The following is a 23335-nucleotide window of genomic DNA, read 5'->3' as shown; positions in this document are numbered from 1 at the left end:
AATTCAGGGAGACGAGTTCCACGGAAATCCGACTTTATGGTCTTCCTGACGTAGGTCAGGATCCATAAGAGTGGGCAAGGTTATGGGTACTAAAACTGTTGCAGCCTCCAAAAACATAGCTCAAATAGGTCACACAAGGCACCGTAGCTGCATGTCATTTATGGTGAAGTTAATAGCGGGGTTGATTGTTTATACATTTCAAGCAAAGAAGCCGAGCATAAAGGTAACTCGGCTTTAGTTTTTATATAGAACTCAGGTTATGTATTTTTATTATTCATTTGTGCAATGAACTTATTTGAGTCAGCGATAGAGCGGTTCATATCGTCTATCAGCGATTGGATATCGCTTTTTAAGCTTTTAAATTCGCCTCGTATGGCTGCTATGGCTTGTGCATTTAGGTTATGCTTTAAATATAAGACATTGTCTTTTAACGATGATAACACTGGCTGCATCTTCTTTTCACTGCTGCGCATTGAGCGTAGTAATTTATCAAATTGGCGCTGTGTTTGTTTGAGTTTCTTTTCACTTTCTCGTTTTAGTGTTGCACTAGAGTATTGTGTCAGTTCTTCTTCCCATTCACTGAATAAAGCACCAGCAACATCTTCAACTTTATCTATGTTACGACTCACATCGGTTGCGGCTGATAAACTGGATTCATAGTCATCATTAAGTTGGTTATAGGCTGATTGCAACTCGCCACCATCAAAGTTGATGAGAGTCGTGAGTCGTTCAAGAGCAGACTGAAATTCTTGTTGTGACTCTTGCTGTGATTCTTTGGTTGCTTCGACACGATCAACTAGAATATCTCGTTTGTGAACACCGACTTGTTCCATTGCCGAATAGTATGCAGTTTGGCAGCCTGTAAGTACAAAACATAGTGTGGCAGCGAGTGTAAAGTGTTTCATATTCAACCTATTTTCTTAGTATGTTGCTGTAAATTATGTAGCTGATTGTTATGATGTGCAAAGTGTTTTTAAGAATTAAGTACATTATGCGTGAAAAGATTGAACAATATGAACTGCATATAAAAGCATGGGGAAGACAACAACCTCAGTGGTGGTTACGCTACTTTAGGCGTTGCCAAGAAGATCAAATTACGATTAATGCGGGGTATTTAGCATACGTAACTTTGCTATCACTTGTGCCATTGATTGCAGTTGGCGTTGCTATCTTTTCGGCATTTCCGGGCTTTGAAGATACACGATTAGCAATTGAAAATTTTATTTTCAATAATTTTGTACCGACCTCTACTGACTCAATTAAAGCCCATATCAGTGCTTTTACAGGTAATGCAAATCAAATGACTGCTGTGGGGATTAGTTTTTTAGCCGCTATCGCATTATTGCTCATAAGAAATGTAGATAGTGCACTTAATCGAATTTGGCGAGTTGTAGAAAAGCGTCCATTGATGATTTCGTTTGCCATCTATTGGATGGTATTGACGCTTGGCCCTGTATTACTGGGAGCCAGTATTGGCGTTACGTCTTATATTGTGTCACTTGTCTCGTTTGCTGATCAAGGGATCCCAGGATTCAGTGGCTTTTTATTAAAGCTATTACCTTATGTTATTTCAATGGCAGGTTTCATTATGCTCTATACTTTAGTGCCTAATACACGTGTGTCTTTTCGAGCTGCCATTCCAGGTGCATTATTTGCTGCACTACTATTTGAATTGACGAAAAAAGGATTTGCGATGTATATAAGTCATTTTCCATCTTATGAGGTGATTTATGGTGCTGTTGCAACTGTGCCTATTTTGTTTGTTTGGGTGTATTTATCGTGGATCGTGGTGCTACTTGGTGCTGAATTCACGGTGTGCTTAGATGAGCGTCAAGCACCGTCTTTATTGGAGAATGAGCAGCCGTAAGATACACCTTAAACTAAGGTGTGATATATGACACAACGTTATGTGGTGAACGACCCTATACGTAGTTTCCACTTAGCTGTGGGTGAGGGGCATCAAATTCATGTTGAAGAATATGGTGATATTAATGGTCAGCCAGTCATTGTTTGTCATGGTGGCCCAGGCTCCGGCTTATGTCGTGAAAGTGCGGGGTATTTTAATCCGAAGCGCTATAGAATCATTTTATTTAGTCAACGAGGCTGCGGAGAATCAACCCCTTTAGCTTTGACACATAATTCGCCGAGTTATTTAGTCGATGACATAGCACGACTGATTGATCATTTAGCGATAGGGCAATGTATTTTAGCTGGCGGCTCGTGGGGGGCAACATTGGCACTATTGTATACTAGTCAATTCCCTCACAAAGTAAAAGGGCTTGTGTTATGGGCTAGTTTTTTGGCGTCTCAAAATGATTTGGACTGGCTTTATGGGCCACTTAGCGCAGGGGCCCAGTTTTACCCTGAACAGTACCAAAAGTTCCAACGAGGTGAAAGTGATACTCAGCAAATCTTAAATGGGTATTTAGTTGATTTAACAGGACAAGATGAATTGCAGCAACATAAAGCTGCGCAACGGTGGCATGCCTGGGATCGTCAATTGACCTTAGGAGCTTTAGCGGGTCGATATCATTTGGATAATGTTGAATGCATCCTTCAGCAAGCCAAGCTCATGAATCATTATTTTAGCCCAGAGATTATGTTGCAATTAAGACCACTACAAGAGGTCAGTGAGCAACTTAAAACCATTCCAACTTGGTTTATACATGGCCGTCATGATTTAGTGTGTCGCTTCGCAGCGGTACAACAATTGGCAAAAAACACTGGTGCGCAACTATATGTACTTGATGGTTTGGGTCATTGTGGGGCAAATGAAGTTTACGTTGAAGCTATACGACGGGCAGCAGATCTATTGGCTTGTAAACTCTCTCATTGATACCACTCATTTGCACTTTACGTTATTATTTGGTTCTATTTAAATATGTAAAGAGCTGCTTGTGCAAGGACTAATCCAAAGAGTGACGCATGCAAATGTGGTGGTTGATGGGGCTATGATAGGAGAGATTCAACAGGGGATCTTATTACTATTGGGTGTTGAAAAGGGGGATGATGAAACCTCTGTTGATAAGTTACTTCATAAAGTCACCCATTATCGTATATTTACTGACTCGGAGGGTAAGATGAATCTGAGTTTAAAGGATATTCGGGGTGACTTATTGATAGTTTCACAATTCACCCTCGCGGCAGATACTAAAAAAGGGATGAGGCCCAGTTTCTCAAGTGCGGCGACACCCGATCAAGCAGAGCACCTTTATAATTATTTTGTGGAGCAGGCCCGTGAACTTGGCTTAGTTATATCAACGGGAGAGTTTGGTGCCGATATGCAAGTGAGCTTATGTAATGATGGTCCAGTAACATTTATGCTTAAGAGCTAGCGATTGATCACAATGACATGGTTTGCATATAAGGGTACTTGCTCAATATGAGGTTTTCTTCCGAAATTAGTAATGAGCAAGTGCGTTAATTGTTTTAACTGTGATTCGTGTTCAGCTAAAAAATTTATAAATAGCTTTCCGCCAGGGCGCAGTCGAGCTCTTAACTGGCGGTAAAATTGGTGCTGAAATAAAAATATAGGAGCATCAAACTCACTAAATAAATCAAGGATGATCCAGTCATACATGTTGTTATCTGTTAGTGCGTCATCAACATCCATACACGCAACAGCACAGGTGTGATCACCACTAAAATAGCGTTTATAGCAACGGATGATATCTGGGTTATTATCGACCGACAACACATCACATTCTGGGTAAGTTGCATGTAAATAGTCTCTAATAGCGCCTGCGCCCAGGCCTAATTCCAAAACTTTTTTTGGGGCCGGATATAACTCCCAGAGGCGAGCGAGTTGCTGTAAGTGAGGAAATAGTAAATTCTCTGGGTGGTCTCTCTCCACAACAGATTGTAAGGTATCGTTGATCAATAACCATCTAAAGGTTTTATCTTGCCTTATTTGTATGCTAACACTGCCATGCTTATGCCAATAAAGTAAATGACCCAGCAAATGACTTTGTTTAACAAATTGGTTAGCGACCGTGCCCTCGGCAGTCATAAAATTAACCATAATTACATCATCATAGTCGAGCGTTCCTGTAATTCCACTTTGTTAAGTAATATTTACGAAAGAAACCCTGTAAGACTTAAATGTTACTTGAAGTAGAGCCAATTTTTAGTAAGGTGGGGTGTTATAAAAAATCATCTTAAGATGCACAACAACAGGAATTCGTATGTTTCAAGTGACGACACCACAAAGCAGTGAAGATTGGCAAGATTATTATCAGTTGCGCTGGCAAGTGCTTAGAGCGCCTTGGGATCAGCCGAGAGGCTCGGAACAAGATGATTTGGAGCAAGAGTCAGAGCATCGCTTTATTAAAAATAATGAGGGCGATGTTCTTGCTGTTGCAAGGCTTCACTTTAATACTCAGCAGCAAGCGCAAGTACGCTATATGGCGGTGTCAGATCAACATCGAGGTCACCGTTTAGGTGGGCGGTTATTGCATGAATTAGAGAAACTTGCATGGCACCAAAATGCAGACGAGTTGGTACTGTATGCAAGGGAACGTGCACTCGCATTTTATGAGCGTCATGGGTATAAAGTGTTAGAAAAAGCACATTTAGCCTATGGAGATATACAGCATTGGAAAATGGTGAAGCAGAACCCGTCTGAACCAGGGTGGTTTCGTCACCCTGATTGGACGCAAATTTTACAAGATACGTGGCGTGAATCTATTCCAATTAGCGATGCTATGGGCATTAAAGTTGAAAGTTATACCGACTGGCAGTTCTCAACACGTGCAGATCTCAAAGCGAATTTAAATTTACATAATTCAATGTTTGCTGGGTCAATATATAGTATGGCAACTTTGACTGGGTGGGGGGCAACCTACTTAGCGCTAAAAGAGCTTAACCTAGAAGGTGACATTGTTTTAGCTGACGCGAATATTAAGTATTTAAAGCCTTTAACGACTGCACCTCGAGCAACAGTATGTATTGCTGAATGTGATGGCAAATTAGAAGAGTTAGAAACACATGGGAAAGCAAAATATATCGTGCCAGTAAATGTGTATGATCAAGATATTGTGGTGGCGCAATTTGAAGGCGTATTCATCGTCAAACGCTAAGTATTTATTAAGTAAATATTTTACTACGAGTTAAAGTGATATATTCACTTTAACTCGTTATTAGCTATATACTTCTACCACACCAAACAATTTTTCCTGCAATACCATGTTGCTCGGCATTACTGTGATCAATTTTCCAGTTAGGGTAATCATGATTGTCACTTATGACATCAATGTGTTGCTTACCTTGCTTTAATCGTTTCGCCATTAAACCATCGCTGGTTTGAATAATATAAATACCTTCTTGATGAGGTGTTTGGTGGCTGAGGTCAACCAATACCATGTCATCATGGTGCAAGGTTGGCAGCATGCTATCACCGCGAATAGAAACAAATGCTAATTGCTCTCCATAGACCCCTAATTGTGTGCTTAACCAATGCTTATTAAGTGCAAATTGCTCAGTAATATCTTCGGAGTTGTTTACACTACCAAAGCCAGCACTGGCTTCTATGTCAAACTTAGGCACCATTAACAGGTCTGTGCTTTGGCTGCTTGTGTGTTGTTCTATAGAGTACTGTCCAGTTAGCAACCAGTTTAAGTCTATTTTAAATAGTTCGTAAAGGTGCTCTAAATATGCCATCGAAGGGCGGCTTAAGCCTCGGCATATACGGTAAATATGAGATTGAGATTTTCCTGTTAGCTCAGCGAAGTGACGTTTATTACCGCCAGAAAATTGTAATACAAGTTCGTTAAAACGATGAGAAAAAGCGCTGATCATAAACCCTCTAGTAAGATTAAATAATGCTTATACAGTGTGTTGCCTGATAGAAAACGGGGCAAGATTACGCGTCATCTCAATGTCTGTACAGCAAAAGATAAAAATTCAGTGATGGAAACAAATGCGGTACATATTCAATACCGCATGGAAAAGCAATCAGGTTTTTTGTTTACTGAAGTATTTACCTAAATCTCTCAGCTTATTAAAAGAGGCTACATATTGACCTTTGTTATTGGTAACAATAATTGTTGGCGCTTTAATATGTTTATAGCTTTTGCGGATTTCATTATCGGCATATGAAAAGATAATATCACTGGTATGGTACAGCATACTGACTTCTTTTGCCGCTTTGTGACTTTTAACCAAGTGACCTGTGCCGCTAGTCTTGAATGACACGGCTATTATTTCTAGGTTTACTTCTTTGGCTTGTGCTGCAGATAAGAGCTTATCTAGGCTGTGAAGCCATTCGGTATGTTGCGCTGGATCCCAAAACAGCAAAATGGTGGTATCAGCAAGGTGATCATCCAGTTTTATGACTGTTTTACTGCTGTTGTAACCAACGATATTGGGGAGTATTTCGTTTTTATTGAAGTGCTGTTTGTTGGGCTGTGTAGTGGTGCAGCCAGACAGTGTAATAATTAATAAACTAAATAATGCTGTTATATAATGACTTTTCATATCTATCCTTAAGGTTGAGTGTATCCATCTTGTCAACCTTATTATAGGAATAATACATGGTCATCGCTAGTCTAGTATTATGATTAAATTAGAGGCAGTAAATATGCAAGTATGCACTGCCCCTTAGTATATTTAAGTGTTATTTGCTAGTTTTTACAGCTGCTATCAGTACCTATTTCTTGCCAAACACCCCAAGTACCAGATTCTGATGGCACATCTCCTTGTGTCCACCAAAGTGCTTTGTACACCTTACCGTAATAAGTCACTTGGTCTGGCTTGTCGTATACCGCGCTGGCGTTCCAGGTGCCTTTACAGCTGCTGTCAGAGCTTGTCGCTACAGCACTTATTTTGGCAACATAGGTGTTTGGGCTTTCGTCAAGTTTGAAATTCAAGGCAATATTCGCAGTACCCGGCGCTGTCGCTGTGAATTCAACCCCGACTTGGCAACTTTGATTTGCTTGTAATGTGCTAGCGCTACAACTATCTACAGCAGTCACCGGCGTTGAAGCCACACCGCTATTGGTTAAGTTGATACTTTTAAACGTAAATGCGCTAGTCCCTGTGTTTTTAATTGCATAGGTGTGTGAAACTTGCTCACCGAGTGTGAAGTTAGGTAACGTTTGTGATTGTTGGTATGCAACTGAAACCGGTTGAGCCCCACCTTTGACGCTATCGATCCAATTACCTAACGCTGCAACGTCAGAGTAGACGCCGTATTTAGCAGGACGCGCACAACCAATACCCCAGCTTACAATACCCAATTGAACAATTTGACCGCCTGAATTGATCACAATTGGACCGCCACTGTCGCCACTACAAGAATCTTGTTGGCCTTGGGTATAGCCTGCACAAAATGCGACGCTGCCGACGTTTGCGTAATTGCCGCCAGATTGATTACAGGCTTGATCAGAGACAAGTGGCACACTGACCTCATGCAAATTGGATGGACGACTGCCGCCTTCACTTAAGCGACCTAGTCCAGCAACGGTTAACAAGTCACCATTGCGTGCATAGTGGTTAATGTCGGTTTGGGCCAGTATTACTTGGCGGCCGGCAGTGGGGGTACGTTCCAATTTCAGTAGAGCGACGTCATTGTTTAATGTGTTTGAGTTATATTGTGGGTGCACAAATTTCTCAGCGACTTGGATACGATCACCATCATTGCCGCCGAGTACAAATCCTGCGACTTTTACATGCAAAAACCGTGTTGCTTTGTTTTTTACGCAGTGGGCGGCGGTTAATACATAACCATCGCCAATATAGCTGCCGCCACAGAAAGCGGTGGAGCCATTTGAGTTTAATATTTGTGTATAAAATTGCCACTGGCTGGTATCCGCAGGCTGGCCACCGACGATATTGGGTGTGATTTCTGACGCTAAAGACGTGGCACTTAGTAGGAGCGCGCTACTGGTAATGAGTGGAGACACCTTTTTAAATAATGAATTTCGCTTGTTCATTGTTATTTCCATGTTGTGTTGTTGTATCTGGCAACGAGAATATGGGGACTGACATCTAAATGCAAACTAAATGTAAATGAATTGTTTTCAGTTTTGTGTCATGTAATTACAAATAGGAACAGGTGATATTATTTTAATTTTCACTCATTTGTGAGGTTTTTATGCTAATTGTAGAGTTAGGGGGTTATATTTTTTATTGAAGAAAAGATTTCAAAGATATAACAAAGAAACGCCATCTTGAAAAAAAGTCATAGTGCGCCTCCAAAGTTGTCGGCGCACTATCAGCAAAAGAGCGTCAATTAATATGACTTAAGACGCTCACAAAATATTACAAGCTGCTGAATTACGAGTTGCAATTTGTAGACCAAAAACGAAGGTTTAAATCAGGTCTAATCGCCTTAAGGGCCTCGATATCAGCACATGGCAGGTTATAATTATAACTCAGAGATACGAGCTTAAGCTTGCTTAATGTGGGCAAGGCAGATAAATCACGAATATCAGTTTGTTCTAAGTATAAGTGGGTTAACTCTGGGAAACCGCTGAGCTTTGCAGGGTCTAATAAGGTGGTAGCGTTTAAATTTAACGACGTTAATGCGGGGGCAACAAATGTGCTAATGCTAAATTGTTTCGCACCGTAGATGGCAAGCGTTTTGACATGCTCAGGCAGTGTCACCCCTTCTAAATTAGTAAATGTACCATAAGAAAGCTCAATTCTCTCCAAGTTAGCGAGTTGAGTGAGTACCGGGCTGTTGAGTATTGCACCAGAATTAAGAGATTGGAAATTAACATAGGTAAGGTTTGAAAACTGCTCTACTCCCGCGAGAGATTCGATTGGCGAGGAGCCACATGTGCTAAGTTGTGTAACTCTGGCCGCGTCTCTTACATTTTTTAGACATTCAGCTATAGTCGGATCAGTAATTAGTTCAAGGTTAATTGGCTGTTCAATACAGTTATAAGGTTGTTTGTAATTGATATCCGCGAACGTATTTTTAAGGTGCTCTAGGTCAGCACATAGAATATTAAATGAAGATTCTAAATCTAATGTAGTTAAATTGGTTAAGCTGGATAATGCCTTTGCTGATAAAAGCTCATCAAAATTGTGTAGAGAGAGGCTGGTCAGGCCGGTTAATTGTGTGATTGGAGCTATATCTGATACTTCAAAGCCCGCTAGTTTGAGCGTTTTTAGGTTAGAGTAGCCAGATAATACGGTGATATCGGTTACGTTACTGAGTCCGTTTAATTCCAGCGATTCTAGACTGGTATTTTGAGATAATTGAGAGATATCAGTAAGCTCACTACTACTAGTACGAATTAGTACATTTTTTAGGTTCGGTAGAGACCCTAAACTTGGTAATGCATCCAGAGTGCGCACGTTTAGATTTAATTCTTCTAACGCGACTATATTTTGTATGACTTCGATATTCTCAATTGTACGCGTTTCAGCTGTTAGTTTTTTTAACTGAGCTGAGTTTTGCAAAAAAGTTGCGTCTAAATGCGTGCTGTAGTACGTACTTGTATTTGTACTTATACTTAGTGCTAGCTCTGATAGGTTTGGTAGCTGACTGATAACAGATAAGTTACTAATGCTGCCAATACGTTCAATATTCAAGTATTCTATTTTTGGGGTGAACTCTAACCAGCCAATGTCATTTAATTCTGAATTGTTGCGCGCATCAAATTTTAATAACTCAGACATACTTTTTACAAAGCTGATTGAGTCCAGGCCAGTATTGTTTAGTGTTAGAGATGTCAGTTGGGTCAAGTTTGCCAGCTGTTCTGGACTTACTAGTTTATAGCCAGTAATTACCAACTCAGTCAGTTTAGTTAGATCGGTAAGAAGCGCAGCATCAAAATCAGGTCTGGAATATCGAACGTTGAGCACTAACTTTTCTAAGTCAGTCATTGCGCCAATAAAGGTTAAGTCTGTGAAGTTGTGATTTACTAATGACAAAGATGTCAAGGTTGTTAAAAGAGAGAGTGCAGTCGAGTCGGCAGCTGATATATTGTCAAATGAAAGCACTTTCATTGCTGGCATTACAGTAAGAAATGACAGTGATTCGAGGTTATTAATATTATGCAGTGCTAAGCTTTGTAGGTTAATTAGGGGCTTTATATGAGCTTCATTCACATTTACAGAGTCTAACTTTAAATGGGTTAGATTAGTGAGTGTACTTAAATGCGCTTCATCAAAGTCACGACCTTCCACATAGTTCAGGTGTGTCAGAGTATTTGGCACTGTATTGAACTTGATATGCAATCTCTTGTGGTAACTATGCTGTTCTGCATTAAATGTCAGTTGGGTTAAATTACTAAACTTATCTAGGCTGATAGTTTGGTTTTCAAAGCCGTAGGCACCTTGAACAATTGATAATGTCGTTAACGACTCTAGTTGCTCAACAACTGTGATATCATTAATTGGGTTATTTATTAAGCTGAGATTTTGTAGTGAGCTTATATTGGCCAAAGGCGCAACGTCTGAAATGTGAGTACCTTCTAAATGTACTGATTTCAAGTTTGTAAACTTGCTTAAGTCATCCAATGTTGATACTGGGATGTTGATACATTTTAGGGAGTCAGAACCCATATCCATATTCGTACTGAGTGCGCAACTCAATAGTGCTTGATCGGTCACGTTTTCAGAAGAAATAGCGTCATATGCTTCAAGCGATACAGAGAAGTCTTTGCTGGTGGTGGCTGCTTTATCATCTGCCACAGTTAGACGTAAAACCACACTTTCTGATTCCGTCATATTCGGTGCTGTAAATTGAATGCTGGCCGTGTCTGTTCCTGAGAGTTCAAGAGCTGTACCTGAAATCTGCTCCCATGCATAGCTTGCTATTGTGCCGTCGGTATCTGTTACTGTGGCTGTAACCGTAAGTTCTGCTCGTTCCATCACACTCAAATCAGTTAAGTCTGCAATGCTAGGCGCTACATTTTCTGGCTCTGGTGGTGTGACAGGCGGTGTGACAGGCGGTGTGACAGGTGTCGTTGTTGTTGGCGGTGTTTCAGTTGAGGGGGTAGAGCTACCGCCGCCACATGCAGTCAAAGCCAAAGTCAATAGCGAGACCGCTAATCCCTTAGTGGTTTTTAATGTATTCATAATTGCCTATATTTCAATTTACGGAGATTTTTCTCGGAGCGTATTGTACATTTTTTAGGTATTAATGCACCAAAATCACACGGTTTTTAAGTGATTTTGGTAATTTATTTCAGATATTATTGTTTTTTATGAAATAAATAAAAGTTATTTTTTTAAGTATTGCCCAGGTGTGCAATTAAAGGCTTTTTTGAATGCGGTATTAAACGCCGAGCTGGACTCAAAACCGAGTTGTTCGGCAATAAATTGCTGCGTTTGGCCAGCTTCGAGCATTTCGACAGCGCGTAATGCTCTGAGTTTTTGTTTCCATTGGCTAAAATTCATGGAAAAGCTCTTATTGAATAAGCGATTTAGGGTGCGGCTAGATGCACCTACATGCTCACTCCATTGTTCAAGAGTACGTGGGTTGCCCGGGTTTGCATGAAGTTCACTAATGATAGGGATTAATCGTTTGTCTTGCGCGGTAGGAATAAAAAATGTACTGGTTTGTGCCATTTCCAGCCGATCTATGAATACTTGTATAAAGCGCAGGGTTTTGCCGTCTAAGCCGTAATCAGATCCCCAGCTACATATATCTAAAATCATGGCTTTTAATAATTCATCTACGTGTAATAACTTGGCATGAAGACCTAAAATATCGACATATTTCTTATCAATATAGACGCTACGAAAGTGCCCACCATAGCGACAAAAAATTTCATGAGGTAAGTTAGGAGGAAGCCAAAGTGCTTGGTTAGGTGGAATAACAAACCGGCCGACGGGGGTGCCTACCGTCATTACGCCATTGCTAGTGTAGGCAAGCTGCCCCCAGCTGTGTTGGTGGGTATACACATGCTGCCACGGAGGCATAGTCATGGCGCGTGGGAAAATCGGTTTGTTAAGTTGGTTTAATTTAAAGCCTGATTTTACGCTTTTCCACTTATGATGTGTCTGATCCGGTAAGCTATCTGTCATTTTTGGTAATTTCGGTCATTTCTTATGAGCATACAATAGCTGGGAGGTTTAAACAATTTAAAGAAACAGCTGCAATTAGAAGCGTGCTTAGGAACAAACATGATCAATAAATTGGATTTAAAGCAATGGCGTTCACCGTTTGGGTTTTTAGCCATAGCGACGTCGGTGATGGCTATTACCTTTGCGGGTTGGATGGCATTATTGAATAACTTTGCCATTGAGGCGGCACAATTTACCGGGGCTAACATGGGCATGCTGCAATCTTTACGTGAAATCCCAGGGTTTTTGGCATTCACAGCGGTGTTTGTATTGTTAGTGTTGAAAGAGCAAACCTTTGCGCTGGTCAGTTTATGCATACTCTCAATGGGTGTTGCGATAACAGGGCTGTTTCCGAGTATTTATGGTCTATATGCAACCACCGTTTTAATGTCGATTGGCTTTCATTACTTTGAGACTATTAACCAGTCGTTAAGTTTGCAGTGGTTCAATAAAGATGAAGCGCCTGAGCTATTGGGGCGGCTATTGTCTGTTAAGTCAATTGCTTCTTTAGTGACTTACGCGGGTATTTGGTTGTCAGTGACGTTTCTAGCGACGGGTTATCAAGTACTATATTTGGTGATTGGTGGGGTTGGGCTGTTGTTAACCGTGTATTTAGTCGTCGCGTTTCCAGAATTTAAGATGTCTTCATCGCAGCATAAAAAAATTATTTTGCGTAAAAAATATAGCCTGTATTACATACTGCTATTTTTCTCTGGAGCGCGCAGGCAAATATTTATGGTATTCGCTGGGTTCTTGATGGTTGAAAAGTTTGGTTTTGATGTTGCACAAATTACCACCTTGTACATGATAAATCACATCATTAATATATTTGTTGCCCCCAAAGTAGGTCGTATGATCAGCAAAATAGGTGAACAGCGAACACTGACGATTGAGTATTCTGGGTTGGTATTGGTGTTTATTGGGTATGCTCTGGTTGATTCTCCACTTTTTGCGGCGGCTTTATATATTATTGATCATGTGTTTTTTGCAATGGCTATTGCTTTGAAGACATATTTTCAAAAAATAGCGGAACCTGAAGACATCGCAGCAACTGCCAGTGTGAGTTTTACAATTAACCATATAGCTGCGGTCATTATACCAGCAGCATTTGGTATGGTGTGGTTATATGATCAATCTTTGGTATTTTACTTTGGCGCGGTATTGGCGGGATGTTCGTTAATATTAAGTCAGTTTGTATCCCCTCATCTACGTAAAATCAGCACGCTAACGTCTTAGCAGCTATGTCGTGTACAGTAAGAATAGGGCCAATTTTTCAATTGACCCTATGCGTAACGGTTATAAGCAGCGCTCTACGTTAGAGCAGCCTACATTGGGAGATGTTGGTCGCGTACACCAGTAAATTACTTGTGTATTTTGGCAGAAGAACGTTTCTTCAGGGCGTCCACCGGCTGCTTGTGGTGTCAATTTATGATCAATTTCTGTTGTTTTATCTAATAGGCGTTTAATTGTTTTTTTATTTAAAGATAATTTCATTATTATATTCCTTTTAAATGGCCATAATTGGCACATTAAAAATTAGCACCTACCGAATACATGTAAATAAATTATTCAATTTAAAATGAAACAGAATGTGTTAGTTGTTGTTTTAAGTGATCGATAAATAAACGAGTATTGAGAGGAACAAATGTGCTCTTGGGGTAATAGGCCCACAATTGTTTGGTTGCAGAGCGTAGCTTTGGTAGCAATGGTACGAGTGTCCCTTCATGGAGTTGTTTTTGAATATAACTAGGGGAAATAAAAATAAGCCCCATTCCCTGAATCGCAGCTTCTAAAATAGAATCTAGATTATCTGATACAAAGTTGTAATTATTAAATAAAAACCGTGATCCACAACTTAGCTCTATATGGCCTTTTTTTTGATAATAATTACTTAGTAGCATTTTGTGCTGGGCTAAATCGTCAATAGATTGAACCTCTGCATGGTGCTCAATATAGTCAGGTGACGCAAATAAGTGCATTTGATAATCGAGTAACCGTGTGCCTTTATGTGCTGCAGAGTCAAACTGTTCAAATTGACGAGTGATCACCAAATCATTTCTTAAGTCGGGTAATGCACCAGGGTTAAGTACATTAAGTTGGATAGTAACTTGTGAGTATTTTGCCAAAAAAGTTTGAATATGTGGCAGTAAAATATGGCTGCCGACAGCGAGTGTTGCGGCTATTTTTAGCGTGCCAGATGGTACTTTAGTCGCTTCATCACTGTGATTGATCATGGCGTCAAATTGTATGAGTACTGCGTTGGCTTTAGGCAAGAAACTATGACCTGCTGTCGTGAGTTTGACTAGCCGAGTCGTACGTGTGAACAAGCTTATTCCTAGTTGTTTTTCTATCCAGTCAATTCGTTTACTCATGGCTGAGGCGGAGACACCTTCGTGTTCGGCCGCCAGTGTAAAGCTCTCGTGCTCGGCGAGTGCGATAAAGCTGCGAGTAGCAGTAAGCCAATCCATATTAATTCCTATTAAGAAATAATGTTTTGCCAATTACAGTGTTTTTCGTCATCAAAGTAAAGCCTATAGTGGACTTAGCATAAAAGAAAGGGGGGGGGATGTATGCTTGTATTGGCGATTTTATTACTATCGTGTTCGCAGTTGGCCAGCCAAATATTCTTGCCTGCTTTACCACAAATAGCGCACAGCTTATCGTTAAGTCAAAGCCAAAGCCAAGCGATGATCACTGGCTATTTTATTTGTTTGGGCATCGCACAATTAGTCGTAGGCCCTTTACGAGACCGGTTTGGTGACCGACCCGTTTTTTTAATTGGGCAAGGTATTTTTATTGTAGGCACAGCCTGTTGTGCATTAGCAACTACAGCGGAAATATTCTCGCTCGGCAGGGTTTTACAAGGTATAGGCGCAGCTGCCCCATTATTGATAAGCCGGACGTTGCTCGCTGCAACATTAAGTGGTGCACATTTAAAAAGTGCAATGGCGACTTTAGCGCTGGCCGCCAGCGGTGTTTCTGTATTAGCACCTTGGCTTGGGGGGACGCTCAGTACTTTAATCAGCTGGCAGAGTCTTGCTTGGATCCTAGCATCGTATTTTTTTATGGTAGCAACTCTGGGCTGGTGGATTTTACCTGCAAATAAGCAAAGGGTCACCAGTCGTTCAGTACACCCATATAAAATGCTGAGAACTTACTGGCAGCTATTAAATGATGCTCAATTTATCGCTATAGCAGCATTTAAGTGGCTACCCACGTTTATATATTTGACCACGCAATTGTATTTTCCATTTTTATTACAGCAACATTTTGCATTAACAGAGCAGCAGTTTGGCACAATGATGATGTTGCCAATGAGTGGTTTGTTAATCGGTGCGTTTATTAGTAAGTGCTTACACCGATATTTAAATGAAGTCGTTTTATTTGCACTATTTTGGCCATTACTTTTGCTAAGCGCATTGTGTTATTTGCTCTTACCTTTTGGCTTGCTCAGCACGTTATTGGGATATGGTTTTGCGATGGTGGTGTTTGGTGGCTATTTTGCGGCCTATATGCAACTGATTGGGCTTCACTATTTGGCGCAGGCAGGGAGTGTCAATGCACTGGTTGGGGCTTGTGAGTTATTGGTATTTACACTGCTTGCTGTGGGCTGTAATGCTTATATTATTCACTCTATACATGACCTAGCGTGGATCACGTTAACGGTGGCGAGTTTATTAGTGCTAGCTTGGGTGAAATTGTTACCAAGACAGCTTGTTTTATACCGCAGATTAAAAGACATTTCAGGTAGAATATTACGGAGTACAGTATGAAGTTCGAAACCTCAAGGTTATTGATGAGACCCATGATTCTAGAAGACTTAAAGGCGAGTTATGCACATCGAAGTTGTCCTGAAACGTCTCGTTACATTGGTGAGCCTTTAACACTAGCACAAGCACAAGCGCGTTTACGTGAAAACTGTGAGCCTTGGTTGGGTGAAGAAAATCAACGTTTAGCATTGGCAATTACCAAAAAAGATACGCAGCAGCTTATTGGTGAGTTGATGTTCAAGTATGTTAACAAACCGAGCTTAGTTGGGGAAATTGGGTATCGACTCAATAAAGAATTTATCGGCTTTGGTTATGCATTTGAGGCCGTAAGTATGCTTATCGAATCATTATTTTCAGAGTTAAAAGTAATGAAGATCGTGGCGGTTTGTGCGGTTGATAACGCCGCATCTTGGCGGTTAATGGAAAAACTGGGTATGCAAAGAGAAGGTCTATTGCGATCTCACTTTTTGATTGGCAGTGAACGCTTGGATGCTTATTCATATGGTATATGCAAAACATAAATAATTTAATTGATGTGTCCCGTAGACTGAATAAACAGGACACATCTGACGAGGTTTTAATGGGATTTATGGTTATTTCTTTCGTCGTGAAATAGGTCTTTTAAACCATTGGCAAATTGCGTGACTTGTTGTTTTATCGATTGTTTGATTCGGATGTCGATATTGCCTAAGATCACTTTACCTTGGATATGAAGTCGAGGTCGTTGCGTGGTTAAATTCGTAGCGGCAAGGTTAGGCTTATTATTACTCACTGAGCCCATTATATTAGTTGTACATGTGGTGACATCAATATTTTCGGATACGATAAACTCATCACTACCCATAACACTGTTCACGTTAATAATGACATCCGGGTGCGTGAATATAGCATTTCTAAAATCCAGCTCTGTACTGCCGAAGTAATTGTTAATGGTAATTTCTTTGGGGACAACCCATTCACCAGAACGTTGATCTGAACTTAAAATAGATCTAATGGTTAACGGTGCATCATTGTTACTTGAAGCAGTAAACTTAGGTTGCATACGTGATGCTTTTTCTGTGTGATATCTCGGATCTGTTTGTAGTGGGAGATCTGCCACCAATGCCATCAGTGCGACTTGGTCGTTACAGGCATAGGCTTGATCTAGGCGGCGCTCGAATGCATCAGCTGAGATTTCACCATGGCTATAGTTTAAAATTAATTGGTCAATGACTTCTTCTTTTACTTTCTCTAATGGTCGATCACTTGCTGACACTGGCATGACTTGCTCCCTGATGCGCTGTAATTACACTGATATTCCTATGTACAGCAATATTAATACCAGTTATTTAATTAAATAAAATCAATACTTTGCTGTTTGCTCTCTCTTATTAATTGAATCAAATTAGCTAACTATTAGTCAATATTACTAACTGTTCGCACATCATGCTTGGCATGACATTGGCAGACGCTATTAATTGCAATGTATAGTGCCGGCGTCAGATCTATTTATTTAGTGAGTTTGTTCAGCTGTTTTTTTATACGTTTATTTTCAGCTTTATTAATATGCTTAGTGATCCATTGTGCAATTTGTGCCATTAAAACAGGTGGAAAGTCATGACCTAACCCAGTTACGATTTTTAATTTTGATTTTTGGATCAATTGCGCTGTCTGTAGCGCCGCTTTGATGGGAAATATCGGGTCTTCACTGCCATGAATCACAAGTGTTGGTGCCTTTATTTTTTTCAATAGTTGAGACCTATTGCCGGTTGCGGCAATAGCGAGTAATTGACGCTTTATTCCGTTGGGGTTGTATGCGCGGTTTACTTGTGTTGTTGCATTGTGACGCAACGTAACATTATCAGGTAAAAAACCTTGACTGCCAATAGTTTGGTTCAATTTAACATTGTATTCAATGGCTTTGTCGTGTGTTGATGTTGTTTGATGCTGGGGGAGTAACTTGAGTAAAGCTACGATGCTTTTTGTCGTCAAATGGAAGGTACCGGGTGTTGACATAATAGAAGTAAGACTGATGACTTTTTGTTTATGCTTGGCTGCAATAATTTGCGCTATCATGCCTCCCATAGATGCCCCAACAAGGTGGGCGCGTGAGATGGCTAATTCATTCATAAGATTTAATACATCATCAGCCATGCACTCTAATGTATATGGCGCAGGCTTGCCGAGAGACAAATATTTATTGATCCATGTATCAAAGAGGCTCGGGCATCCATATTCATCAAATTGACTAGATAAACCGACATCTCGATTATCAAATAAAATAACCCGAAAATGGTTATCAACTAACTCGAGATAAAACTCTTTAGGCCAAACGGTCATTTGTGCGCCTAGCCCCATAATCAAAATCACAGCGGGAGCTTTTTTATGTCCGAAATCTTGATAGCTAATCACGATGCCATTTTTCGTTTGGATTTGGTGCATTACAACACTCTATAGGTGCGTCAATAAGGTGATAAAGCGTAAATCTGGAGTATAGCGGATTTGATGAAATACTCATCAATTTACTTGCTGAGGTTCGCAGGACTTCCCAGGCCAATGATGAGAAGAACAAGATCAAAGATCCTTTTACTGTGCAGATAACTTTATATGTTGTTGTGATACCTATTGGCTTTTATTGGCTTGTAACATTCGGATGAATTTACCGCGACCTTGTTAAGTCGCTCAAAATGCGATCTTTATTTGTTTGATTTTGGTTAATGAGGTGGTTTGCTCTTTTATGTAGTGTGTGTTTTGTTGTTGTTTATTGCTGTTATGGGTTGTATGTTGTCGAGTTTTAACATTTCATACTTTATGTATCTAGTTTTGAAATTAGTCGTGAAGCGAAAATTTAGTATGAGTTTTTTGCCGTTTCTCATCAGCTAAATTGATCAGATCATACTTTATTGAGATAAGATCAGTCATGGTGGCGATTAGTTTTCTATGGACTTAGTATACTACTTGACCAGTGTAAATCTATTTTAGAGCGTTATTGAACAGTGATTCTCCGTTATACGACCGTGTTAATCCCATATATGGTAGATGGTATTTAAAGGGAGATTGAGATGGATAATACAAGGAAAGTATAGATGAAATTAAACAGGGTGCATGCTGCTATTTGGGGAGGGATGACTTGCTTATTGGTTGGCTGTCAAAATACGACGGGTACTAGTAATGACAGACTTGAGCGCGTAAACAATGAGACTGACTTAGGATCTGATACCTTACCTTGTTGGTTACAGGCACCTGTGTCGGACAATGTGCGGGGGTTTATTGGAACAAGTGCAGTATTGAATGCATATGGTCAACTTGCAATCAAAACAAGCAGAAAAACAGCGTTGCGTAAGCTTGCACATTTCCACAAAATTAACCTAACGGATCAAGATTTTGCGGATGTAACGGCGCAAGACCATATGGTAATTTCGCTTAGTAGTGGACACGCTGTGACGTTTGTTCCTGTTCATGTAACTAAGGCAGTAATATACAGTTATGCGTTTATAGGCTCGGCGGTCGCATTACCATTATCTTGTTCTGAAAAGCATTGCAATTTTGACACTTGTTCACCTCAGTGGTTGTGTAGTACAGACCAAAATACGATTACCTCAGTCAGTTACTTTACTGCCATACCACATGAACAACTAGCTGAAAGTGAAAGAAATGCGGGTGTTATTGCCAGTTTACTCGATACAGCTAATGTTCAAGTGATTGATACTCAAACAGAGTTGTATCAAGATTTGTCTGGGGAGATTGTGCATAGCATTAAGCGCTCTCGTTCTGGAGAGGTAACAGCTGAGCGTCTGTCTGCTCCACTTCTACACACGCGATCATGTACGTACGGTAACACCTTCGTTGCACAATATGAGGTACAACGAATTATACCTCATCGCTTTAAGTTAGCTGGTGATTGGAAATCGCAACCTTACTATCAAGGCCGTGCCATCGCTTTGGGGAACTTTGGTGAAATGGGAGCGATGACGGCAGATACATTACTCAGTACGGCCATTGATTATGCTATTAAAGATGCCTTAATCGAACTGGCTAAGGTCAAAGGAGTTACAGTGACTTCTGAGGTAAATATTCGTTTCGAGAATGGTCACTATTTATTATCTGAAGCCCAGTTTTCAGTGAATCAAATTGTCAGTGGGGATTTGATTGACATTAAAGTGAGCTATAAAAATGGTAAGCCGATTGTTTATGTGTGGGTACTTGAGGTCGTGTAACGCGCGAAGGGTATTCCACACCATTTAAAGGTTACTGAAATATAATATTTTACTAGGATTAAATAGTTAGGCATCATAATTATATCAAGATACACTGTTGCATTTATGATTGGGTAAGATTTGTAGTGAAGAATTTTAATGAATACTATACTGATATTGTTCCTATTGGTGAAGGGGGCATGAGTCATGTATTTTTAGCTACAGATAAAAATTTGGGAAGGCGTGTTGCACTTAAGGTAATTAAGCAGGTTGAGCACAATAATGAAGATATAGTAGCAGAAGCACGCTTACTCGCTAAGCTGAATCATAGTAATATTGTACAGGTTTATAATGTCAGGAAACTTTCAAATGAATTTGCAATTGAAATGGAGTACGTACAAGGTGCGACATTAAACAATTATGTTCAGGAAAATAATGTTTTACTCGAAGAGAAACTCTCGCTGCTCATTGATATTGCAGAAGGACTTTACAGTGCTCACCAACAAAATATTTTACACTTAGATCTTAAACCTTCCAATATTCTGATTAATGAATCGAAAACGGCCAAAATAGTTGATTTTGGTATCTCTCAGTTAGTGGGTACAGAATCAAGCTCAAGTCCAAGCAGCTTCGGTAGTTTAACAGCCATGTCTCCAGAACAGTTGAGGCAAGAGCCTTTAGATATGCGTAGTGATTTGTTTTCTTTTGGGTTACTGGCTTATCAACTACTGACAGGAAGCCACCCTTACACCACACAAGCTAAAACCTGTGACGATAAAGGCATTGCAGAAGAGGTTAAAACGCGGGCATTAAATTTTAATGCCCGTAATATGCTGGGTATTCCTATTGAATTAGCTGAGCTGATAGATCATTTATTGCAATTTAAAAAAACAGAACGACCCAACGGCTGTATTGAAATTATTCAACAGCTTAAACAAATTATGAGTACGGTAAGTTATGAGCAAAGTGGTGTTACTCAACCGATACCTGATTTGTCTGGGAGAAAACAACCTATCAACAGACGGTGGAAGATAGCTTCGTTGGTATGTTGTCTCTGCGGTATATTGGGGTTAGGGACTTGGTTATGGTATACCCATTTACCTAAAGTGTATGTTGCCGCATTACCTGTAGAGTTTAGTGATAATACCGGCGAATTACGCGCGCAAAAACAAGTTGTTGAATCAACTTTAAAAAATGCGATTGAACAGACTTTTATTACTGATGAACGATATTCTGTCATTCCAGCTCGCGAAATTCGTCATGTTATGCAACTTTATCGACAAGATCCAAAAAATAATGATTTACGAGCAATAGCCAAAGCACTGCAGGCTGAAATATTACTGTTGCCCAATGCACGCTGTACTGTGTATGCATGTGAAGTAGAGTTTGATGTGATTGATGTTGAATCATTTAACACGGTTGCAAGTGATCATTTCTCTGTGGCTGTTGATAGCCCTTCTAAATTCCTAATGGCTATGATGCAAAGTTTGCAACAGGTTATTACAAGTCAGAACAAGAGTGTAAGCAATACGATTGCGGCTGAGGATTACAATGAGTACTTTTCTTTGATGACGATGGTTACTCAGCAAGGTAAAAGCAATGAAGACATTTTAGCGGCTTTACGCAAGATCATCGTACGTTCACCAGATTTTTATCCCGCTTATAATTTACTTAAGTCTGCAACTATTAAATACTTTAGAAAGACAGATGACCAGTCTGTGTTAAAGCAATCTATAAACATTTTAGACTCTGCACCTGCGCAATACAGACAGAGCTTGAATTATCTTTCAGGCTCTTTAGAGCTGTTACAAGCCTCGGGTAAGGTAAAAGAAGCCAAAGCATTACTGGCAAAACTCGATAATTATGATTTCGATAACTATGAAAAGCTGACATTGAAAGGTGTTTATTATAAGCGAAGCCAAGCGTTTGAAAAATCTATCGATTACTTTTTACAGGCCAATAAACTGCGGCCAACATTAACTCTGTTGCGCAATATTTCTATTTTATACACGTATTTAGGCGACTATGAGAATGCGCTAGTGCATTTGGATAAAGTAGCCGAGTTGGCACCTGAAGATAGCCGTGCCATGCGCTTAAGAGCTGATTTATCATTGCTCACAGGTCAATTAAATAGAGCATTGCTTTTGTACCAGCAAGTGATTGAAGCTGTTCCTAATGACTTAGAAAGTTACTCTAACTTGGCAACCATTGCCACTCTTCAACAGCAATATCAGCAGTCAGAAACTTATGCTCGACATGCGGTAAAGCATGCACCGGAACATACCTTATACCTTTTAGGGCTTGCTGATACATTACTATTACAAGGAAAAAAAGAAGCAGCGCATAGTTATTATAGAGAGATATTGGCACTTACTGCGTCAACTCAAGAGTACACCAAGTTACTTGATCGCGCACAAGCATTGGCACATTTGGGGAAACATATAGACGCTTTAAAGGTATTGCAATCTCTGTATGAAGGGCATAAAAACAAGGCTGACTATTTATTCTCGTCAGCACTTGTATCTGTTTTGGCGAATGAGCCTAAATCAGCAGTTATTGCCATTGAACAAAGTATTAATGCAGGGTTAGCCCCTGTTTTTTATCAACTTAGCTGGTTTGACCGACTATGCGATGAAGCTGCGTTTATTACTTTGCTCAATAGAGAGCAGCAGCTTGCTCAAAGGTGTCACTTGCTGTAATTGTAAGTTAAGGGGCTTCGACCTTTAATGAGGGACTTCGACATCAATGATCACGACTCTAGGATCTTGTGAAAAGTGTCGAACCTCCGCTGCATCTCCGGCTTTTTTGGCGACAATCCTGAAATCTACGGCATATTCTGTTTTATCAGACAGGTCAACTTTTAACGCCGTATTCGGGTTCTGTAACATGAGGTGCAGGACTTCTTCAGGAATTGTTGCACCGGTTTGAATTGCAGTAATGTTAATTGTTAGTTCATGTCCGTTGGAATGTGTTTCGCTATCTAGTTGATAATTGAAGTTATCTTGGGCATGAACAAACAAAGTTCCGTTTTCTGCGAATTTCCAATCAGCTGTACTTGCTTGAGTCAGTGTGTATTTAAGTACGATTGTGTGAATGTTGTTTTGTACGTTTATGCGTGTTTCTTCAGCTGGTTTTTCGTTAGAGTCACTAATCGTCCAGTTTTTGCCATTATCTTTCGGTTCTACGGTGAAATTTAAGGTCTTCTTTGCCATTATCAGCGTCCTTTGTTAGTTTTAATATATCATCGTACAATGATGAGAGCTTACATTGTAACTATAGCAATACTACCACTTCTATGAGACTTATTATTGTTTGATAGTGAAGAGATAAAATTTAAAAGAAGCGCCGATAATAGAAGAGTGAATTCAG

General features: G+C 40.1%; 21 protein-coding genes and 1 pseudogene. 10 read left to right on the top strand and 12 right to left on the bottom strand.

The window, feature by feature from the left end; genetic code table 11:
• Positions 1-109 precede the first annotated feature (109 nt).
• Positions 110-238: pseudogene (locus PAUR_RS24020) on the top strand (IS982 family transposase); the annotation flags it as partial.
• A 19-nt stretch (positions 239-257) separates the two neighbouring features.
• On the opposite strand, the gene PAUR_RS02605 reads toward PAUR_RS24020, so the two are convergent.
• The gene (locus tag PAUR_RS02605; RefSeq protein ID WP_192506264.1) at positions 258-905 is read right to left on the bottom strand and encodes a DUF2959 domain-containing protein; all 648 of its coding nucleotides are present in this window, start codon (positions 903-905) and stop codon (positions 258-260) included.
• Between the two features lie 86 nt (positions 906-991).
• Here PAUR_RS02605 and PAUR_RS02600 point away from each other — a divergent pair, with 86 nt between their 5' ends.
• The 3 genes from PAUR_RS02600 (at position 992) to dtd (ending at position 3335) form a co-directional block, all read left to right on the top strand.
• Positions 992-1867 (top strand): virulence factor BrkB family protein, encoded by an 876-nt coding sequence (locus tag PAUR_RS02600; protein WP_192506263.1) that lies wholly within the window; start codon positions 992-994, stop codon positions 1865-1867.
• Positions 1868-1894: 27 nt separating this feature from the next.
• Positions 1895-2836, top strand: a complete 942-nt coding sequence (locus PAUR_RS02595) for an alpha/beta fold hydrolase (RefSeq protein ID WP_192506262.1) — start codon at positions 1895-1897, stop codon at positions 2834-2836.
• Positions 2837-2897: 61 nt separating this feature from the next.
• The gene (dtd, locus tag PAUR_RS02590; RefSeq protein ID WP_192506261.1) at positions 2898-3335 is read left to right on the top strand and encodes a D-aminoacyl-tRNA deacylase; all 438 of its coding nucleotides are present in this window, start codon (positions 2898-2900) and stop codon (positions 3333-3335) included.
• Here dtd and PAUR_RS02585 read toward each other — a convergent pair.
• Positions 3332-4021, bottom strand: coding sequence for a spermidine synthase (locus PAUR_RS02585; protein WP_192506260.1), 690 nt, complete (start codon positions 4019-4021; stop codon positions 3332-3334). The genes dtd and PAUR_RS02585 overlap by 4 nt on opposite strands.
• 163 nt (positions 4022-4184) lie before the next feature.
• On the opposite strand from PAUR_RS02585, the gene PAUR_RS02580 reads away from it, so the two are divergent.
• Entirely contained in the window at positions 4185-5078 is an 894-nt protein-coding gene (locus PAUR_RS02580) for a bifunctional GNAT family N-acetyltransferase/hotdog fold thioesterase (RefSeq protein ID WP_192506259.1), read from the top strand.
• Positions 5079-5142: 64 nt separating this feature from the next.
• Here PAUR_RS02580 and PAUR_RS02575 read toward each other — a convergent pair whose 3' ends face one another.
• The 5 genes from PAUR_RS02575 to PAUR_RS02555 form a co-directional block, all read right to left on the bottom strand.
• Positions 5143-5796: an XRE family transcriptional regulator gene (locus PAUR_RS02575; protein ID WP_192506258.1), complete on the bottom strand. Its 654-nt coding sequence runs from the start codon at positions 5794-5796 to the stop codon at positions 5143-5145.
• Between the two features lie 156 nt (positions 5797-5952).
• Positions 5953-6474, bottom strand: coding sequence for a hypothetical protein (locus PAUR_RS02570; RefSeq protein WP_192506257.1), 522 nt, complete (start codon positions 6472-6474; stop codon positions 5953-5955).
• Positions 6475-6620: 146 nt separating this feature from the next.
• Entirely contained in the window at positions 6621-7931 is a 1311-nt protein-coding gene (locus tag PAUR_RS02565) for a trypsin-like serine protease (protein WP_192506256.1), read from the bottom strand.
• Between the two features lie 343 nt (positions 7932-8274).
• Positions 8275-11031: a PKD domain-containing protein gene (locus PAUR_RS02560; RefSeq protein WP_192506255.1), complete on the bottom strand. Its 2757-nt coding sequence runs from the start codon at positions 11029-11031 to the stop codon at positions 8275-8277.
• A gap of 144 nt (positions 11032-11175) precedes the next feature.
• The gene (locus tag PAUR_RS02555) at positions 11176-11982 is read right to left on the bottom strand and encodes an AraC family transcriptional regulator (protein ID WP_192506254.1); all 807 of its coding nucleotides are present in this window, start codon (positions 11980-11982) and stop codon (positions 11176-11178) included.
• Positions 11983-12081: 99 nt separating this feature from the next.
• Here PAUR_RS02555 and PAUR_RS02550 point away from each other — a divergent pair, with 99 nt between their 5' ends.
• The gene (locus PAUR_RS02550; protein ID WP_192506253.1) at positions 12082-13257 is read left to right on the top strand and encodes an MFS transporter; all 1176 of its coding nucleotides are present in this window, start codon (positions 12082-12084) and stop codon (positions 13255-13257) included.
• A gap of 60 nt (positions 13258-13317) precedes the next feature.
• Here PAUR_RS02550 and PAUR_RS02545 read toward each other — a convergent pair whose 3' ends face one another.
• Both PAUR_RS02545 and PAUR_RS02540 read right to left on the bottom strand, forming a co-directional pair.
• Complete coding sequence (locus PAUR_RS02545) at positions 13318-13515, bottom strand: hypothetical protein (protein WP_192506252.1); 198 nt, start codon at positions 13513-13515, stop codon at positions 13318-13320.
• Between the two features lie 80 nt (positions 13516-13595).
• Positions 13596-14489 carry a LysR family transcriptional regulator gene (locus PAUR_RS02540; RefSeq protein ID WP_192506251.1) on the bottom strand — a complete coding sequence of 298 codons (894 nt, stop codon included), beginning with the start codon at positions 14487-14489 and terminating at the stop codon, positions 13596-13598.
• Positions 14490-14591: 102 nt separating this feature from the next.
• Here PAUR_RS02540 and PAUR_RS02535 point away from each other — a divergent pair, with 102 nt between their 5' ends.
• Both PAUR_RS02535 and PAUR_RS02530 read left to right on the top strand, forming a co-directional pair.
• Complete coding sequence (locus tag PAUR_RS02535) at positions 14592-15794, top strand: MFS transporter (protein WP_192506250.1); 1203 nt, start codon at positions 14592-14594, stop codon at positions 15792-15794.
• Complete coding sequence (locus tag PAUR_RS02530; RefSeq protein WP_192506249.1) at positions 15791-16312, top strand: GNAT family N-acetyltransferase; 522 nt, start codon at positions 15791-15793, stop codon at positions 16310-16312. Before PAUR_RS02535 ends, PAUR_RS02530 begins: the two co-directional genes overlap by 4 nt.
• Positions 16313-16368: 56 nt before the next feature.
• On the opposite strand, the gene PAUR_RS02525 is transcribed toward PAUR_RS02530, so the two are convergent.
• The gene (locus tag PAUR_RS02525; protein ID WP_192506248.1) at positions 16369-17052 is read right to left on the bottom strand and encodes a DUF1707 SHOCT-like domain-containing protein; all 684 of its coding nucleotides are present in this window, start codon (positions 17050-17052) and stop codon (positions 16369-16371) included.
• A gap of 227 nt (positions 17053-17279) precedes the next feature.
• On the bottom strand, positions 17280-18212 hold the full coding sequence (locus PAUR_RS02520; protein WP_192506247.1) for an alpha/beta fold hydrolase: 933 nt from the start codon (positions 18210-18212) through the stop codon (positions 17280-17282).
• Positions 18213-18856: 644 nt separating this feature from the next.
• Here PAUR_RS02520 and PAUR_RS02515 point away from each other — a divergent pair.
• Together PAUR_RS02515 and PAUR_RS23885 are read left to right on the top strand one after the other, a co-directional pair.
• The gene (locus PAUR_RS02515) at positions 18857-19987 is read left to right on the top strand and encodes a hypothetical protein (RefSeq protein WP_192506246.1); all 1131 of its coding nucleotides are present in this window, start codon (positions 18857-18859) and stop codon (positions 19985-19987) included.
• Between the two features lie 125 nt (positions 19988-20112).
• On the top strand, positions 20113-22665 hold the full coding sequence (locus PAUR_RS23885; protein WP_192506245.1) for a protein kinase domain-containing protein: 2553 nt from the start codon (positions 20113-20115) through the stop codon (positions 22663-22665).
• A 24-nt stretch (positions 22666-22689) separates the two neighbouring features.
• On the opposite strand, the gene PAUR_RS02505 is transcribed toward PAUR_RS23885, so the two are convergent.
• Positions 22690-23178 (bottom strand): hypothetical protein, encoded by a 489-nt coding sequence (locus PAUR_RS02505; RefSeq protein WP_192506244.1) that lies wholly within the window; start codon positions 23176-23178, stop codon positions 22690-22692.
• Positions 23179-23335: the final 157 nt, after the last annotated feature.

Origin of the sequence: Pseudoalteromonas aurantia 208 (genome assembly GCF_014858725.1) — a bacterium.
Classification (GTDB): domain Bacteria; phylum Pseudomonadota; class Gammaproteobacteria; order Enterobacterales; family Alteromonadaceae; genus Pseudoalteromonas; species Pseudoalteromonas aurantia.
The sequence above is the reverse complement of the archived record's forward strand: the minus strand, read 5'-3'. Positions and strand labels throughout refer to the sequence as shown.

Bases quoted from the DNA above. Each gene is read 5' to 3' on its own strand.
- PAUR_RS02605 (WP_192506264.1), bottom strand. From the start codon at position 905: ATGAAACACTTTACACTCGCTGCCACACTATGTTTTGTACTTACAGGC.
- PAUR_RS02600 (WP_192506263.1), top strand. From the start codon at position 992: ATGCGTGAAAAGATTGAACAATATGAACTGCATATAAAAGCATGGGGA.
- PAUR_RS02595 (WP_192506262.1), top strand. From the start codon at position 1,895: ATGACACAACGTTATGTGGTGAACGACCCTATACGTAGTTTCCACTTA.
- PAUR_RS02585 (WP_192506260.1), bottom strand. From the start codon at position 4,021: ATGGTTAATTTTATGACTGCCGAGGGCACGGTCGCTAACCAATTTGTT.
- PAUR_RS02580 (WP_192506259.1), top strand. From the start codon at position 4,185: ATGTTTCAAGTGACGACACCACAAAGCAGTGAAGATTGGCAAGATTAT.
- PAUR_RS02575 (WP_192506258.1), bottom strand. From the start codon at position 5,796: ATGATCAGCGCTTTTTCTCATCGTTTTAACGAACTTGTATTACAATTT.
- PAUR_RS02570 (WP_192506257.1), bottom strand. From the start codon at position 6,474: ATGAAAAGTCATTATATAACAGCATTATTTAGTTTATTAATTATTACA.
- PAUR_RS02565 (WP_192506256.1), bottom strand. From the start codon at position 7,931: ATGAACAAGCGAAATTCATTATTTAAAAAGGTGTCTCCACTCATTACC.
- PAUR_RS02560 (WP_192506255.1), bottom strand. From the start codon at position 11,031: ATGAATACATTAAAAACCACTAAGGGATTAGCGGTCTCGCTATTGACT.
- PAUR_RS02555 (WP_192506254.1), bottom strand. From the start codon at position 11,982: ATGACAGATAGCTTACCGGATCAGACACATCATAAGTGGAAAAGCGTA.
- PAUR_RS02550 (WP_192506253.1), top strand. From the start codon at position 12,082: ATGATCAATAAATTGGATTTAAAGCAATGGCGTTCACCGTTTGGGTTT.
- PAUR_RS02545 (WP_192506252.1), bottom strand. From the start codon at position 13,515: ATGAAATTATCTTTAAATAAAAAAACAATTAAACGCCTATTAGATAAA.
- PAUR_RS02540 (WP_192506251.1), bottom strand. From the start codon at position 14,489: ATGGATTGGCTTACTGCTACTCGCAGCTTTATCGCACTCGCCGAGCAC.
- PAUR_RS02535 (WP_192506250.1), top strand. From the start codon at position 14,592: ATGCTTGTATTGGCGATTTTATTACTATCGTGTTCGCAGTTGGCCAGC.
- PAUR_RS02530 (WP_192506249.1), top strand. From the start codon at position 15,791: ATGAAGTTCGAAACCTCAAGGTTATTGATGAGACCCATGATTCTAGAA.
- PAUR_RS02525 (WP_192506248.1), bottom strand. From the start codon at position 17,052: ATGCCAGTGTCAGCAAGTGATCGACCATTAGAGAAAGTAAAAGAAGAA.
- PAUR_RS02520 (WP_192506247.1), bottom strand. From the start codon at position 18,212: ATGCACCAAATCCAAACGAAAAATGGCATCGTGATTAGCTATCAAGAT.
- PAUR_RS02515 (WP_192506246.1), top strand. From the start codon at position 18,857: ATGAAATTAAACAGGGTGCATGCTGCTATTTGGGGAGGGATGACTTGC.
- PAUR_RS02505 (WP_192506244.1), bottom strand. From the start codon at position 23,178: ATGGCAAAGAAGACCTTAAATTTCACCGTAGAACCGAAAGATAATGGC.